The 15,744-nt window shown below is 64.6% G+C and carries 13 protein-coding genes; 5 read left to right on the top strand and 8 right to left on the bottom strand.

Features of this window, described 5'->3' with window-relative positions; all coding sequences use genetic code 11:
* The first annotated feature begins 1 nt into the window (after nucleotide 1).
* Complete coding sequence (locus ACOQFP_RS23895; protein ID WP_421585744.1) at nucleotides 2–5,860, top strand: amino acid adenylation domain-containing protein; 5,859 nt, start codon at nucleotides 2–4, stop codon at nucleotides 5,858–5,860.
* A gap of 70 nt (nucleotides 5,861–5,930) precedes the next feature.
* Here the strand turns inward: ACOQFP_RS23895 and ACOQFP_RS23890 are convergent, their stop codons facing one another.
* The 8 genes from ACOQFP_RS23890 to ACOQFP_RS23855 all read right to left on the bottom strand — a co-directional run bounded on the left by ACOQFP_RS23890 (nucleotide 5,931) and on the right by ACOQFP_RS23855 (nucleotide 13,277).
* Entirely contained in the window at nucleotides 5,931–6,836 is a 906-nt protein-coding gene (locus ACOQFP_RS23890) for an esterase/lipase family protein (protein ID WP_241257313.1), read from the bottom strand.
* A 178-nt stretch (nucleotides 6,837–7,014) separates the two neighbouring features.
* Nucleotides 7,015–7,923 carry a glycosyltransferase gene (locus ACOQFP_RS23885; protein ID WP_421585743.1) on the bottom strand — a complete coding sequence of 303 codons (909 nt, stop codon included), beginning with the start codon at nucleotides 7,921–7,923 and terminating at the stop codon, nucleotides 7,015–7,017.
* Between the two features lie 42 nt (nucleotides 7,924–7,965).
* Complete coding sequence (locus tag ACOQFP_RS23880; RefSeq protein WP_206491882.1) at nucleotides 7,966–8,820, bottom strand: ABC transporter permease; 855 nt, start codon at nucleotides 8,818–8,820, stop codon at nucleotides 7,966–7,968.
* A 10-nt stretch (nucleotides 8,821–8,830) separates the two neighbouring features.
* Complete coding sequence (locus ACOQFP_RS23875) at nucleotides 8,831–9,691, bottom strand: ABC transporter permease (protein WP_206491881.1); 861 nt, start codon at nucleotides 9,689–9,691, stop codon at nucleotides 8,831–8,833.
* Nucleotides 9,688–10,659 carry an ATP-binding cassette domain-containing protein gene (locus ACOQFP_RS23870; RefSeq protein WP_206491880.1) on the bottom strand — a complete coding sequence of 324 codons (972 nt, stop codon included), beginning with the start codon at nucleotides 10,657–10,659 and terminating at the stop codon, nucleotides 9,688–9,690. The genes ACOQFP_RS23875 and ACOQFP_RS23870 overlap by 4 nt, the downstream gene beginning before the upstream one ends.
* Before the next feature lie 120 nt (nucleotides 10,660–10,779).
* Entirely contained in the window at nucleotides 10,780–11,733 is a 954-nt protein-coding gene (locus ACOQFP_RS23865; protein ID WP_206491879.1) for an AurF N-oxygenase family protein, read from the bottom strand.
* Nucleotides 11,734–11,861: 128 nt separating this feature from the next.
* Nucleotides 11,862–12,770 (bottom strand): prephenate dehydrogenase dimerization domain-containing protein, encoded by a 909-nt coding sequence (locus tag ACOQFP_RS23860; protein WP_421585742.1) that lies wholly within the window; start codon nucleotides 12,768–12,770, stop codon nucleotides 11,862–11,864.
* A 12-nt stretch (nucleotides 12,771–12,782) separates the two neighbouring features.
* The gene (locus tag ACOQFP_RS23855; RefSeq protein ID WP_206491878.1) at nucleotides 12,783–13,277 is read right to left on the bottom strand and encodes a hotdog fold domain-containing protein; all 495 of its coding nucleotides are present in this window, start codon (nucleotides 13,275–13,277) and stop codon (nucleotides 12,783–12,785) included.
* Nucleotides 13,278–13,770: 493 nt separating this feature from the next.
* Between ACOQFP_RS23855 and rpsJ the strand changes: the two genes are divergently transcribed.
* The 4 genes from rpsJ to rplW are packed head-to-tail and all read left to right on the top strand — an operon-like array spanning nucleotide 13,771 to nucleotide 15,732.
* A complete protein-coding gene (gene rpsJ / locus ACOQFP_RS23850; protein WP_003938093.1) occupies nucleotides 13,771–14,076 on the top strand; it encodes a 30S ribosomal protein S10 in 306 nt (101 codons plus the stop codon).
* Nucleotides 14,077–14,090: 14 nt separating this feature from the next.
* The gene (gene rplC, locus ACOQFP_RS23845) at nucleotides 14,091–14,756 is read left to right on the top strand and encodes a 50S ribosomal protein L3 (protein ID WP_206491877.1); all 666 of its coding nucleotides are present in this window, start codon (nucleotides 14,091–14,093) and stop codon (nucleotides 14,754–14,756) included.
* A complete protein-coding gene (rplD, locus tag ACOQFP_RS23840; protein ID WP_206491876.1) occupies nucleotides 14,753–15,430 on the top strand; it encodes a 50S ribosomal protein L4 in 678 nt (225 codons plus the stop codon). Before rplC ends, rplD begins: the two co-directional genes overlap by 4 nt.
* Entirely contained in the window at nucleotides 15,427–15,732 is a 306-nt protein-coding gene (rplW, locus tag ACOQFP_RS23835) for a 50S ribosomal protein L23 (RefSeq protein WP_421585741.1), read from the top strand. The genes rplD and rplW overlap by 4 nt, the downstream gene beginning before the upstream one ends.
* Nucleotides 15,733–15,744: the final 12 nt, after the last annotated feature.

Below are 15,744 nucleotides of genomic sequence, written 5' to 3'. Positions count from 1 at the left end.
GATGAGTTCGGATGGATCGACCGGTACACCGTCCGAGTCGGGTGGCCGAGCAGGTGGACGGTCGAGCCGCCCCCGGCCCACCCGTGCACGACCCACCCGGCAGCGACCCGCTCGTACCGTTGCGCTGCCCACCCTGCTCGCCGCAGCGGTGGAGAAGAACCCGGACGGTACAGCGGTCGAGTTCGGCACCCGGTCGCTCACCTATCGGGAGATCGACTCCCGGTCGTCCAGGCTCGCCCGCCTGCTCATCGAGCGCGGGATCGGCCCAGAGGATTTCGTGGCTCTGGCGCTGACCCGCTCGATCGAATCGGTCATGGCGGTGTGGGCGGTGGCGAAGACCGGTGCGGCATTCGTGCCCATCGATCCCAACTACCCAGCCGCCCGTATCACGCACATGGTCGACGACTCCGGGGTTCGGATGGGTGTCACGGCAACACAGTTCGAGGCGACGATGCCGGCGTCGGTGTCGTGGATCTCTCTCGACTCGCCCGATACCGAGGATGCGCTTCGGGGGCTGTCGGACGATCCCGTCGTAGCCGACGACCGGAGGGCACCGATTCGCCCGTCCACACTCGCGTACGTCATCTACACCTCCGGCTCGACGGGTCTGCCGAAAGGCGTTGCCGTCTCTCACGCCGGACTGGCCCCGTTGAGTTCCACTCAGGTCGAGATCTACGGCTTGGACTCCGATTCGCGCACATTGCATTTCGCCTCACCCAGCTTCGACGCATCCGTGCTCGAGCTACTCATGGCCGTGGGCGCGGGCTCGACGATGGTCATCGCCCCGCCCGGCATCTACGGCGGCTCCGATCTGGCCGAGGTGCTACGCAGCCACCGCGTCACCCATGCGTTCATCACCCCGGCCGCGCTGGCATCGCTCGATCCGGCGGAGGTGCCGGAGATGCGCGTGCTCGCGATCGGCGGCGAGGCATACACCTCGGAGCTGATGTCGAAGTGGGCGCCGGGCAGGCGTTTCCACAATGTCTACGGCCCCACCGAAGCCTCGATGGTGTGCAACATTTCCCCTCCGCTGAACGCGGGCGACGCTGTACTGCTCGGGCCGTCGACGCAGGACATGGGATACCACGTTCTCGACGACCGACTGCGTCAGGTGCCCGCCGGAGTTGCGGGCGAGTTGTACCTGACCGGTGCCGGTCTTGCCCGAGGATACAATCGCCGATTCGCGTTGACCGCAGCGCGATTCGTTGCCAATCCGTATGCCCCCGAAGGGAACTCCGCGCAGAGCCGGCTGTACCGGACCGGCGACCTGGTGCGTTGGCGAGAGACGGCATCCGGACGCGCCATCGAATACCTGGGCCGCAACGACTTCCAGGTCCAGATACGCGGGTTCAGAATCGAGCTCGGTGAGATCGACGCCGTTCTGACGGCGCAGGACGGGGTCGATTTCGCCGTCACCCTCGGGTACCGCAGTCAGACGGGCGCAACCGTTCTCGCGGCCTACGTACTGCCGGTGCCGGGCACCGAACTCGACCTCGACCGCCTGCTCGACGCGACCGGGCGCAGCTTGCCTGCGCACATGGTGCCCTCAGTCATCACAGCAATCGAGTCGATTCCGCTGACTCCCACCGGCAAACTCGACCGAGATGCTTTGCCGGAACCGGTGTTCGAGGCCGCGGAGTTCAGGGCCCCGTCGACCCCCACCGAACGCGTCGTCGCCGAGATCTTCGTCGAGCTGCTCGGAATCGAACGAGTCGGCCTCGGCGACGACTTCTTCGCCCTCGGGGGTAACTCCCTGATCGCCACACAGCTCGCAGCTCGGTTGGGTTCGGCTCTGGGCGTACATGTTCCGGCGCGCTCGGTGTTCGAGTCGTCCACGGTCGAGGCCTTGGCGCAGGCCGCCGATTCGGCCGACGGCCAGGTTCGAGCCGCGCTCGACACGTCGAGGGAGCGGCCCGCGCGTATCCCGCTGTCGTCGGCGCAGCAACGAATGTGGTTCCTCAACCGACTCGACACCGAGTCGGCCCTCAACAATGTGCCGGTCGCGCTGCTGCTCCGCGGAGCGCTCGATGTGGACGCGCTGCAGGCCGCCGTGGGGGACGTGGTCGGGCGTCACGAATCCTTGCGCACCGTCTACCCCGAAATCGACGGTGTCGGGTACCAACAGGTGCGAGACGAGGCCGAGGCGCACGCCGGGATGGACGTGGTCCGCATCGCTCGCGAGGACACTCTCGCTGCGGTCACAGAGTTCTTCACCCGGGGATTCGACGTCACGATCGAGACCCCGTTTCGGGTTCGGCTGTTCCACATCACGGACCCGGCCGGCGCAGCACCGGAGTACGTGCTGGCATTCGTGGCGCACCACATCTCGGCGGACGGGCTGTCGATGGCCCCCCTGTCCCGTGATGTCATGACGGCATACCTCGCGCGGCGCAGCGGATCGGCCCCGCACTGGGCACCTCTTCCGGTTCAGTACATCGACTACACATTGTGGCAACTGGACACGCTCGGCTCCGAGTCGGACCCGAAATCTCTCGCCAGCAAGCAGATTCGATACTGGCAGCAGGCACTCGACGGACTGCCCGATCAGTTGGACCTGCCCTCGGACCGTCCGCGCCCACGAGTGGCGTCGGGACGAGGAGCGGTGGTGTCGTTCGAAATCGATCCCGAGCTGCACGCCCGAGTGCTCGAGTGTGCCCGGGCGAACGAGGCGACCCCGTTCATGGTGGTGCACGCCGCGTTGGCCGTCTTGTTGGCGACGCTGTCCGGTACGGACGATATCGCCGTGGGAGCGCCGGTCGGTGGCCGCGGCGACGCCCGCCTGGACGATCTGGTGGGGATGTTCGTCAACACGGTGGTACTGCGAACTCGTATCAGCGCGGCCGCCGAGTTCACCGAGGTTCTCGACACGGTACGCACCGGCGACCTCGAAGCCTTCGACAACATCGATGTTCCCTTCGAGCGTCTGGTCGAGGTACTCGACCCGGTGCGTTCGCAGGGACGACACCCGCTGGTGCAGGTTGCCCTGTTCTTCCAGAACTTCTCACAGGGTTCGTTCGAGTTACCCGATCTCGAGGTCGAGGCGTTCGGCTCCGGCGTGGCATCGGCAAAATTCGACCTGCAGGTCACCTTCACCGAGCGAGGCGACGGCGCGGGTCTGGCCGTCGAGTTGATGTACGCGACGGACCTTTTCGACGAACCGACGGTGACGTCGTTCGGTCGACGGTTGGTGACCGTGCTCGAGGCGGTGACCGCTCGACCCGAGGTCGCGGTCGGTGACATCGATGTGCTCGAGCCCAGTGAGCGTGATCGGATTCTGGCGGTAGTCGACGACACTCGTGTTCCGGCCACCGCGGACGAGGTGTTGCTGGACGGTTTCGATCGCACGGTGGCCGCCACACCGGATGCTGTGGCGTTGGTGTTCGGCGAGCAATCGTTGACGTATCGGGAGTTCTCGGACCGGGTGGATGCGGCTGCGTCGTTGCTGCAGGAGCACGGTGCCGGGCCCGGTGTTCTGGTGGGGCTCGCGATGCGGAGGTCCGTCGAGTTGGTGGTCGGCATGTATGCCGTGCTGCGAGCCGGTGCGGCGTACGTCCCGGTGGATCCGGATCAGCCGATCGAGCGTAACGACTACATTCTCGGCACGGCGTCGCCGGTTGTCGTCCTGTCGACGGCGCGTGATGAATTCGTCACGGAGACAGTGATTCCGGTTGTCGACATCACCGACCCGCCGGAGCCGTCGGGGTCGGTGCTGTTTCCGCGTGCCTCCGGGGACGACCTGGCGTACGTGTTGTTCACCTCCGGCTCGACCGGTCGGCCGAAGGGTGTGGCGATCGAACATCGGGCGATCGTCAACCAGATGGTCTGGATGGCGCAGGAATACGGTCTCGATGCCTCGGATGTGTATCTGCAGAAGACGGCGACGACATTCGATGTCTCGCTGTGGGGCTTCTTCCTGCCGCTGCGCACCGGCGGTCGGTTGATCGTGGCGGCCCCGGGCGCGCAGCGAGACGTCGAGGCCGTTGCGGCCGATATCGCCCGTCATGGTGTGACCGTGACGGATTTCGTGCCGTCGATGTTGACGGTATTCGCCGAATCCGTTGCCGCGCAGTCCGTTTCCACGCTTCGGCATGTCTTCGTGATCGGAGAGGCCTTGCCTGCGCGGACCGTGGGGCTGTGCCGGGCGGTGTCGGATGCGCGGATACACAACCTGTACGGCCCCACGGAGGCCGCAGTGAGCATCACCTACCGCGATGTCACCGAGGACGCCGCGGCCGAGGGTTCGGTGTCCATCGGTGTGCCGGAGTGGAACAGCTCCGTCTACGTTCTGGACTCGCGATTGCATCCGGTACCTGCCGGCGTCCCGGGTGAGCTCTACCTCGCCGGGGCTCAGTTGGCGCGGGGATACGTCGCCCGGCCCGATCTGTCGTCCGAGCGTTTCCTCGCGAACCCCTTCGGTGACGAGGGTTCCCGGATGTACCGGACCGGCGATCTGGTGCGGTGGTCGATGGATCTCGGGCGGCTCGAGTACATCGGTCGCACCGACTTCCAGGTGAAGTTCCGCGGGCAGCGAATCGAGTTGGGGGAGATCGAGACGGCGTTGACGGCGTTGTCGTCGGTGAGTCAGGCCGTTGTGGTGGTCGCGCCGCTGTCGGTGGGGGAGTCGTTGGCGGCGTACCTGGTTCCAGCCGGCGGAGCCGATATCGATGTCGAGACGGTGCGGGCGGAGTTGGGGACGGCGCTGCCGTCGTACATGGTGCCGTCCGCCTTCGTGGTGCTCGATGCGCTACCGCTCAATCCGGCGGGAAAGCTCGATCGTCGTGCGCTACCGGCCCCGGAATTCCAGGCCCGTGAGTTCAGGGCTCCGCAGACACCGGTAGAGGAATCGGTCGCGGCGGTGTTCGCGGACGTGTTGGGCGTCGACCGGGTCGGGCTGGACGACGACTTCTTCGCGTTGGGCGGCAACTCGTTGCTGGCGGTGAAGTTGGTTCCCGAACTCGAGACCGCAGTCGGTGGTGGGGCGATTCCGCTGAACTGGTTGTTCGCCGACGCATCCGTGGCCTCACTCGCCGCGCGGATCGCGGCAGCGACAACGTCTCCGGTCGAGGGCGGCGAATCCAGCGGACTGGAGACGCTGATTCCTCTTCGGATCGGTGGCTCCTCGTCGCCGCTGTTCTGCATCCACCCCATCGTGGGGCTGTCCTGGGCCTTCGGCGGACTGTCGGCATACCTCGGCGAGGATCGTCCGATCTACGGCCTGCAGTCACCCGCCCTCTCCGGTGCCGAACCCCTGCCGGAATCCATCGAGCAGTGGGCTGCGCTGTTCGTGGACAGGATTCGCACCGTGCAGCCCTCCGGCCCCTACCATCTGCTCGGATGGTCGATGGGCGGACTGATCGCGCACGCCATGGCCGTGCAACTGCACCGTGACGGTGAGTCGGTATCGACACTGGCCATGATGGATTCGTTCGTCGCGGGCAACACCGATCACCGCGTGGACCGTCCCGTATCGGCCGGAGAGATGCTCGGCGGCCTGGGCCTCGGAGCAGACTCCGATATCGCCATCGGAGAGCTCACTGTCGATTCCGTGGCCGAACTGTTGGCCTCCATGCCGGCTCCGTTCGACGCGATATCTCGCGAACGGGTTGCCGGGATACTCGAGGGGATCACTCGCTCGGCCGAGCTGATCGACTCGTATGTGCCCCAGCCGTTCGTCGGGCCGTCGATTCTCTTCGCGTCTGTCGTCGACGATCCGACGGGAGCCGTTGCAGCGTCATCGTGGAAGGACGCGGTCGACGGGGGCGTCACCGTGGTTCCAGTGCACTCGACGCACTGGCAGATGGCCTCGCAGTCCGCCCTCGCCGAGATCGGGCCCGTGTTGCAGACCGAGTTGGAGCGCTGACCCCTTCGAAGACCACCGGGGCCCGAGGACGCGATGTCCTCAGGCCCCGGTGGCTACCGAAAGCGCATTGTCAGCAGGGTGCCGGTGTTGTCGCCGCGTAATCGGGATCGAGCGCGGACTTGACCATGTACAGCGGCACGGGGTCCATGACCAGTCCGATATGCGATGTCGTGGCGGACGGGCACACATCCTGAACCCACACGTTGTGCACCATCGACGGGTCACCGGACCGGAGGAAGGTGTTTCCGGGCGGAGTGGAGACAGTGTCGTTCCGCGTCGCGATGACGGTGTACTCCACTCCTGGTTGGACATCTCCGCCGTCGTTGAGGCTCGCCAGCGTGGTGGAGCCGACCAACTGCTGTGCACCGGCCATGTTGTAGGTCAGTGGGGTGAGCGCGTCACCGGGCAGGCCGAGTGAGGTGAGCAGTTCGGAGAGCTGCTGCAATCCTCCGAACGTCGTGCCGTGGTTGGTGGCACCGAGGGTCACCAGAGTGTGGACCTTGTTGCGAGTGGGATCCTCCGGATCGGTGCCGCCATCGAATTTCATGTACTGGCGCGAGGACGTACCGCCCTGCGAATGACCGACGAGATCGACCTGAGTGGCTCCGGTAGCCGCGAGGACCTCGTCGACGAAGCGGCCGATCTGACGTCCCGATTCGGCGATATCGCCCGAACCCCAGATCGTCGTGGCGGGATCGAGCAGAAGCGAGACCCCGCCGTAGTTCGGCGCGAAGACGCAGTACCCTTCGCTCTTCAGCTGCGGTGCCAGAATCTTCCACTCGGACGCATCCATTTTGGTTCCGTGCACGAGCACGACCGGGCGGGGGTGTGCGGCGCTGGGTACGCAACCGAAATCGTTGGCACCCTCGAGCGCCGGCGTATCGGAGATGGAGGTGCCGGTGGGCGAGGGTGCAGCTACCGCTGTACCCGCCCCGGTGAAGGACAGGGCACCGGCCACGGCGACGACAACCGCCATGGGCAATACTCTCGTGAACTTCTTCGGCATGGCCTCGTTCTCTTCCGGGGCGTCGGGTACGCCACTCTCGCCTGCATCTGTGCGACTCCGACCGTAACAGTCGGATACACAGCCGTAACAGGCGTGGTGGTCTCGAGTGCCGGTCGAGCAGGGTGTCGACGGGTAAGTGTGGCGGACATCACCAACCGAATGCGCCATACCTGATACCTGCACGGAGCTCGCCGGCGCGAATGGCGACCGCACGCAGCCAATGCCCCCGCGACATCCCGGTCAGAGACGTCGGCAGCGCGGGATTACGCAGCAGCAATGCCATCCACCAGGAGGCGACCCGTCGCATACCGAGAGCAGGGCACCCGCGCTGCCGATAGATGCCGCGAAGCTTGGCGAAGCCGTACCCGAGACGAAAGGACTGACGCAGTAGTGGGCGTAACTCCGCTCGAAGCCGATACGCCACCACCGCCTCGGCGCTGAATCCCAGGCTGTAGCCCGCTAGTTGCGCGCGCCAACCGAACTCCACGTCCTGGCTCGCCCTGAAGCGGTTGTCCATCCCGCCGAGATCGCGGTACACCGATGCCCAGCACGCCATGCTCGCGCCGATCGCGAACGGCAGGAAATCGGTGCGGCCCTGCTTCTCCGGCGGCACCGTCGGTGTCCACGACAGCGTCTGTCTACTGTTGAGCGTCTCGGTTTCCACTGCGGTACCGACGACATCGAAGGACGGGGCCATGTCCAGGAGTGTCCTGAGCCAGTTCGGGTGCACCACGTCGTCGGCGTCGCAGAACGCCAACAGATCGCCCGACGCCTCGCGCGCTCCGCAGTTGCGTGCATGACCGGCCCCGACGTCGCCCGAAGCATCGATCGATCTGAGCTGCAGCCGTTGCCGTAATGGGTGGTCGAGAACGTACGAGCCGAGGTGTTCGGCTCCCGTGTTGTCAGCCAGCAGTACTTCGAACGGACACTCGGTATCTTGATCGGCCAGAGCCTGCAACTGTGCGTCCAAGTACGGTTCGAGCAAGTACGGTTCGAGGCCACCGACAGGAATCACCACCGACACCGACGGATGCTCAGGCCGAGCCAGGTCGACCACGAGAACCTCCGATGCAGAAGACGGCCACCGACCATCGTGGGATCAGCCGGACGACGAAGCTTTCTTGTACCCACGGATTGCGGGGATCAGAAATACCACTGCCATGCCGAGCGACCACGCAAGGGTGTGCAACACCGGCGTCAGAACCGGCCCGCCCATCGCCAGGTTGCGCATCGCGTTGACCGCGACCGACATCGGCTGGGCAGCGACGACCGGTTGGAGCCACGTGGGGTACGCGAGGACGGGTACGAAACCGGCGTTGAAGAACATGAGCAGCGTGGCGAAGATCGACACGACCTCGACCAGGGGGGCGTCCCCGGCGACGGTGGCCAGGAACGTGATCATCACCGCGAACCCGATGCCGAAAACGACCGGAATCACGATCAACAGGATGCCTGCCGAAATACCCTGGGTGAATCTGAATCCCAACGCCACACCCGCACAGGTGATGACGATGGTGGTGACGAGCACTCGAACCGCTTCGGCGATCATTCTGCCCAGCAGACCGGCGGCACGGTGCGTGGGAGTGGTCCAGAACCGGGACAACAAGCCCGATTTCCGTTCCCCCTTGAGGCCGACCGCACTGACGATGGAACCGAACATGGCCCCGACCAGAGCGATCATCGGGACCTGGCCGTAGATCGCGGGGGATCCGGTGGCTGCGGAAATCGAGTTTCCGAGCACGACTCGGAACATGACCAGCATCAGCGCGGGGTACAGCAACGCTTGAATCATCGTCGACGGATCGCGCATCCATCGCATCAGAAGTCGCTTGGCCTGGATCATGCTGTGAAGCCCGAGCGCACGGATGGAGCCTTCGCGCAGAGCCATGTTCGGTTCGGGAAAGGTCAAGTTGGATACGCGGGGCGTGTTCACCGACGCTTCTGCCATCGTCATCTCGGGCTCGTCATTCCGGTCTCGAGCTCGCCCAGATGGCGAGCGGGACGAAGAACAGGATCAAGCCCGCCACCCAGGCGAGGGACGGCCACAACACCTGGAAGCTGACTCCGCCTTCGGCCATGTCTCGCATCGCGAAGGAGAACTGCGAGATCGGTTGATTGCGAACGAACGGTCGGATGAGTTCTGGAAATCCGCTTTCCGGAACGAACCCGCACGAGGCCATACCGAGAATGAGCTGGGGGAGGGTCAGCACCTGGCTGGTCGCCTCCGGACTCTTCGACAGTGTCCCGATCGCGTCGGCACCGATCGACAACGTGGTGCTGATCAGCATGGCGAGGGTGCAGAACAACACGGCCTGACCGAATCCTGCGGTGAAGCGGAAACCGATGACGTAGCCGAAACCGAGGGCCGATACGAGCGAGACCAGTGAGCGGACGACACCGCTCGAGATTCGCGCCACCAACGGGACACCGCGCACGACGGGCATCGTCTTCAAACGGGAATTCAGCCCGCTCATCGCCTCCGTCGATGCTCGCTGCGCCGCGGAGATTGCGGTGAACGCCATCGCCTGCAACACGATGATCGGCATCAGGAACTGTGCGTAATTGATGCCTTGCAGGCCCATCACGAACTTGAGAGGAAGGTAGAAACCGATGGTGAAGATCAGCGGAGCGATGACCGCGATCAGCAACTCGCCCTTGGTGAGCATCGTCCACAGTGCACGGCCGGTGAGGGCCTGCCACTGGACGAAGCCGGAGGGCCGTGTTCGAGAGCGCCGCTTGGGCTGCTGCTGCGTCGTCGACCCGGTCGCGGCTCGCGGTGCGGTGACGGCGTGCGACTTCGATACCCCTCGCGTCGTGGCCGTCATGAGCTCGAACTCGTCTGCGAATGCCCGGTGAGGGTTAGGAACACGTCGTCGAGCGAGGGCCGACGCAGTGCGATGTCGGCCAGTACGATTCCGGCTGCGTCGACCCGGCGCAGTATCTCGGACAAGGTAGCGGCACCATCGGGAGCCGGAACCGACAGTCGGTCCGACGACGCGGTGATCTCGGCGTGGACGGCCGCGGGAACCATCTCGCCCAGCGCGTCGGCGGCCGCGCGCAGCTGACCGGGATCGAGCGGTACCACCTCGCAGTAGCTGCCGCCGGTCATGGCCTTGAGTTGATCCGACGTGCCCTCCGCGATGACGGTGCCCTTGTCGATGACGATGATGTTGTCGCTGAGAACATCGGCTTCTTCGAGGTACTGCGTCGTCAACAGCACCGTGATGCCCTGCGATTTCAGTGCCTCGACCAACGACCACACCCCTTGCCTGCTGCGAGGGTCGAGGCCGGTGGTCGGTTCGTCCAAGAACACCACCTCCGGCCGAACGACCAATCCGCAGGCGATGTCGATGCGGCGACGCATTCCGCCCGAGTAGCCACGCACCGGACGCTTGCCGGTGTCGGCCAGGTCGAACTCGTCGAGCAGCGCCTTGGCGCGGGACTTGGCGGCCTTCTTGTCCAGACCCATCAGGCGGCCGAACAGTTCGATGTTCTCGCGGCCCGAGAGCGTGTCGTCGAGCGCCGCGTACTGCCCGGTCATCATGATCGAGCGGCGTACTGCCGCCGCCTCGGCGGCGACATCGTGGCCGGCGACGAAGGCGCGGCCGCTGTCGGGTGCGATCAGAGTGGACAGGACCTTCACCGTCGTCGTCTTACCGGCGCCGTTCGGGCCGAGGATGCCCAGAACGGTGCCCCGCTCGGCGGAGAAGCTGATGCCGCGCAGCGCATGCACATCGCCGAAGGACTTGTGTACGTCCTCCACGTGTACTGCTGCGTGCTGAGCTGACGACATCGAATCTCCGAGCTGTTGGGACGAATGGTGGGACCGGACCCCGAGGATCGATGGCCACTACTTGATACCGCAATTCCGCGGAAATGTTACCTGTGAGGCATGGCCGAGTGAGCTCCGCAGTCACCCCCAGTCGATATCGATACTGTCTTCGACATCGAGCTTTCGGCACAGTGAGCGCAATCCGCTGTAGTCCTGCACCAGAGCACGGCGACTGCTGTCCTGCTCTACATCGGCCAGCATCTGTTCGGCTCCGCGCACGCCCTCGAGTTCGAGAATGCGTCCCCAGGTGGAGAAATCGCTGCTCGAGAACGCATCCATGCCGTCGACGAGTCCGTCGAGAAACTTCTGTCGGTCGTTCGATCCGAGGCGTTCGAAGACGATCGCGGCCATGTCGTCGGCGATCGAGGCGTGGCAGTACTCATCGCGGTTGTGCAACTTCACCGTTGCGCGATTGATGGGCTGAATGACGTCGTCGTCCTCGATCAGGTCCAAATAGGATGTGATGGAGATCTCCGCCACTGTCATGAACGCCAGCGAGCTGATCGCAGCCGACCAGGGGTCCTCGCTGGTTGCCTGCGCCGTGCGTTGCCGACGCACAGTGGAGCTGAAGGGCAGTGCTCGCTCCGACAGGGCCCAACCGCGCCCACGACGGGTAGCCGCGCTCGCGTTGAGGTGCATCAGAGTGTGGTACTGCTCGTCGACCATCGCCTGGGTCACCGCCACGGCGAGGGTATCGCCCATGCCGGTCTCGAAGGCATCCTGCGCAAGAAGTGCGAAGCCGGGATGTACGACGTGCTGCTCGACGTCCATCACGTTCTTGTTGAAGGCGATCCACCCCCACGCGCGCAGGCGATCCTGTTGCTCGGGGCTGGCACCGGTGAAGGTGTCGTGCTCACCGAAGGGAATCAACGCATCGGGAAAATCCTGTTTCGAGGTATCGAACAGATCGTCCAGCTCGGGCTCGGGCTTCTTCACCGTTGCGCGTTGCGCCCAATTCTTGGCCAATCGTGCGACGACCGCGCTCTCCACGACATCGTCGGAGTCGAACTCCGGCAACGACGGCTGTTCCAACATCGAGTGCCTCGCCTCCGTGTTGTGTCGACCGAGTGCTTTGTCGACCGAGCGTGTCTCGACCGAGTGGGTTTCGGACGAGCGGGGTCACCTGCGAGCGTTGATCTGCTTCGCGTTCGTGTGATTCCTGGTCATCGAACACCACCGCTGCCTCGAACGATACCGAACATCTCCGCGCACACGGCTCGATACCGATCGCCGCTCCCGCCGAGAGCAACCTCTGCCTCGCTCACCAGACGAGCGAACTCCTCCTCGGAGCCGGATTCGACGGTCTCGGTCAGTGCGCGTGCCGATCGGGCCAGAGCGGCTCTGGCCTCGCCGGCATACGGATTGCCTGCCTGAACATCCCAGTAGACCTCGGGTTCGCCGCCCGTGATTCGAGCGAGAACCGCCAGGAGAGTCGTGTGCGGGGGAGGTGCGACGGCATCGATGTCCACGAACGGCAGATCGAGTTCGGCCAGAGCGAGGCCGAACGCGAGGACACTGGCATGTGTCAGCGCCTGCGTCGCCGCCGCGAGACGATCGTGGCGTTCTGCGTCCAGCAGGACCACCCGGCCACCCCACCGCGCGATGCCGTCGAGAAAGTCCTGCACCGATGGGCCGTCGCGATGGACGACTGCGGCCACCGGCCTGCCGGCCATCCCCAGCGACGGTGCGAACATGGGATTGATACCTACTACGTTGCCGTCCCGATTCCTCTCGCCCAGGTGGCGCGCGAAACCGGACTTGACCGACAAGGTCTCCACCAGCAGTGCGTCGGCGCGTACCGCAGACAGGTCCGCAGCGAGCGCAACGGACTCGGGAACTGCCAGAATCACCGTCGCGGCGCGCTGCAGTACCGCTTCCGTCTGCTCGTTCGGTGCAGTGATGTCGCCGATGGTCGCAGCGGAGGTGCCTTCCGGCGAACCGTCGTGTACGTCGACGACCGTCACGGGGACACCGTCCGCACGCACCAGGTCGACCAGTAGGCGGCCCACGGCTCCGGTCCCGCCGACCACCACTACCGAGTCACCGGAATCCGATTGCATCTGCGCGTTCATCGTTCGAGTATGTCAACGGGATGCAGCAGAGACCCAGATCGTGATGTCCGCATGGACCACCTCGACGCCGGCGGTGTCGCGGATCGAGACCGGGACGACGATGTCGAACCCCTCGGTGACGGATTCGAAAACGGGAACCGCGTCGAGTTCGGCCACCGCGCGCAGGGACGTGGTGGCCTTGGTCAGGTAGCGGACGTTCATCGACTTGGGAATCCAACGGTGCGTCGTCGGTACCGTGGCCTCGGCGAGCATGCCCATTGCTACTTCGGCCAGATTGCAGGCAGCGATGGCGTGGAACGTGCCGAGGTGGTTCCGAACTCCGAACCATTTGGGGGCGGTCACTTCGCAGCGACCAGGTTCGAGCGCCACCACCCGCGGAAGCACGGAAGAGAAGTAGGGAACTCGAAGGCACATCCCGACCGAGAACACGATGGAGCCTATTGTGTTGTTCGGTAGCTTCGACCAGGCGCGATAGGTGGCACCGGTGGTGTTCTCGAGAGCAGTCATGGCGCTACCTTACTGCTCGGTAAGATAATGCGAGGGACATCGTCGGACCCCGAGTTGATCTGTCGGGCAGACTGCGGCATACTGGTCGGGTTGCCTGGACACAGGGCGCACTTGCGTGCGGCCTGAAACAGGTGAGTCGGTCGACAGGCCGACTGAGCACGAACATGAGACCAGCGTTCCACGTGAGCGCGTCCGGTACACCAGCTCGATCGGTGCGGATTTCGATCCATTCGGAAGTGGTTGAAGCGAAAGTTTCAACGCAGAAGAATGAGCGGAATCACGACACGCCCGACCGCGTGGACCGGAGAACCATGACAGATGAAGAGCGGCAACGGATGCAGGCCACGCCTGGGTCGTCAACGTTTTTCACTGTCGTGTGTGCACGAAGACAGTTCGAGTCGGTGGACTTTCACGGCTCGGGGACTGTGCAGACGAGGTGGAGCAGGCCGAACGGCCCGTTCTACGACCAAGCGGCAAGAAAAGGACACTAAGCGTGGCGGGACAAAAGATCCGCATCAGGCTCAAGGCCTACGACCATGAGGCGATCGACGCGTCAGCGCGCAAGATCGTCGAAACGGTCACCCGTACGGGTGCCCGTGTCGTCGGACCGGTGCCGTTGCCGACAGAAAAGAACGTGTACTGCGTCATCCGTTCGCCGCACAAGTACAAGGACTCGCGCGAACATTTCGAGATGCGTACTCACAAGCGGCTCATTGACATCCTCGACCCGACACCGAAGACGGTGGACGCGCTGATGCGCATCGACCTCCCGGCCAGTGTCGACGTCAACATCCAGTGAGCGCGGAGACAACGATGACTGATAACAAGAATCGGCCTGCGACAGGAATTCTGGGCACCAAGCTCGGAATGACCCAGGTCTTCGACGAGAACAACCGCGTCGTTCCCGTGACCGTGATCAAGGCCGGCCCCAACGTGGTCACCCAGATCCGCACCCAGGAACGTGACGGCTACAGCGCCGTCCAGGTCGCATTCGGTGCGATCGACCCGCGCAAGGTGAACAAGCCCACCACCGGCCAGTTCGAGAAGGCAGGTGTCACGCCGCGTCGCCACATCGTGGAGATCCGTGTTGCCGACGCCTCGCAGTTCGAGGTCGGCCAGGAGCTGACCGCTGCAGTGTTCGAGGACGGCGCATACGTCGACGTCACCGGCACCAGCAAGGGCAAGGGCTTCGCCGGAACCATGAAGCGTCACGGCTTCAAGGGTCAGGGTGCGAGCCACGGTGCACAGGCCGTGCACCGTCGTCCCGGATCCATCGGTGGCTGCGCAACCCCCGGTCGCGTGTTCAAGGGAATGCGCATGTCCGGACGTATGGGTGGCGACCGCATCACGACGCAGAACCTCTCGGTCCACAAGGTGGACAGCGAGAACGGTCTGCTGCTGATCAAGGGAGCGATCCCGGGCCGTCGCGGCAACGTCGTGATCGTCAAGTCTGCATTGAAGGGTGGTGCACGGGCATGACCAGCCTCGAGAAGAACACCGAGACCAAGCTGACGCTCGATGTCAAGGAAGCCGGCGGCAAGACCAACGGCACCGTCGATCTCCCCGCGGAGATCTTCGACGCACCGGCGAACATCGCGCTGCTGCACCAGGTCGTCATCGCACAGCTGGCAGCTGCCCGTCAGGGAACCCACGCCACGAAGACTCGTGGCGAGGTCCGCGGCGGCGGCAAGAAGCCGTACCGGCAGAAGGGCACCGGCCGCGCCCGTCAGGGCTCGACCCGCGCTCCTCAGTTCGTCGGCGGTGGCACGGTTCACGGACCGCAGCCGCGCGACTACAGCCAGCGGACCCCCAAGAAGATGAAGGCCGCCGCACTGCGCGGAGCCCTCTCCGACCGGACCCGCAGCGAGCGCTTGCACGTCATCACCGAATTGGTTGCGGGACAGGTTCCGTCCACCAAGGGTGCGAAGACATTCCTCGCCGAGCTCTCGGGCCGCAAGAAGGTCCTGCTCGTCGTCGGCCGCGAGGACATCGCAGCCTGGAAGAGCGTGCAGAACCTGGACGGCGTGCACCCCATCGCACCCGACCAGCTCAACACCTACGACGTGCTCAATGCCGATGATGTCGTCTTCAGCGTGGAAGCGCTGAACACCTTTATCGCTGGGCCTGCAAAGAACGAGGAGGCAAGCAAGTGACCACGATCGCCGATCCCCGCGACATCTTGCTGGCACCGGTCATCTCCGAGAAGTCCTACGGACTGATCGAAGACGGCACCTACACGTTCCTGGTGCACCCGGACTCGAACAAGACGCAGATCAAGATTGCCGTCGAGAAAATCTTCGGCGTCACCGTGGCCAGCGTCAACACGATGAACCGTCAGGGCAAGCGTAAGCGGACCCGGTTCGGTTACGGCAAGCGCAAGGACACCAAGCGCGCACTCGTAACGCTCTCCGCCGACAGCAAGCCCATCGAGATCTTCGGAGGTCCGGTCGCGTAAGCGGCTGGGACT

It is taken from the genome of Rhodococcus sp. MALMAid1271, from assembly GCF_049195265.1.
Classification (GTDB): domain Bacteria; phylum Actinomycetota; class Actinomycetes; order Mycobacteriales; family Mycobacteriaceae; genus Rhodococcoides.
Note: the sequence above shows the minus strand (reverse complement) of the source record. Positions and strands in the feature narration are given on the sequence as shown.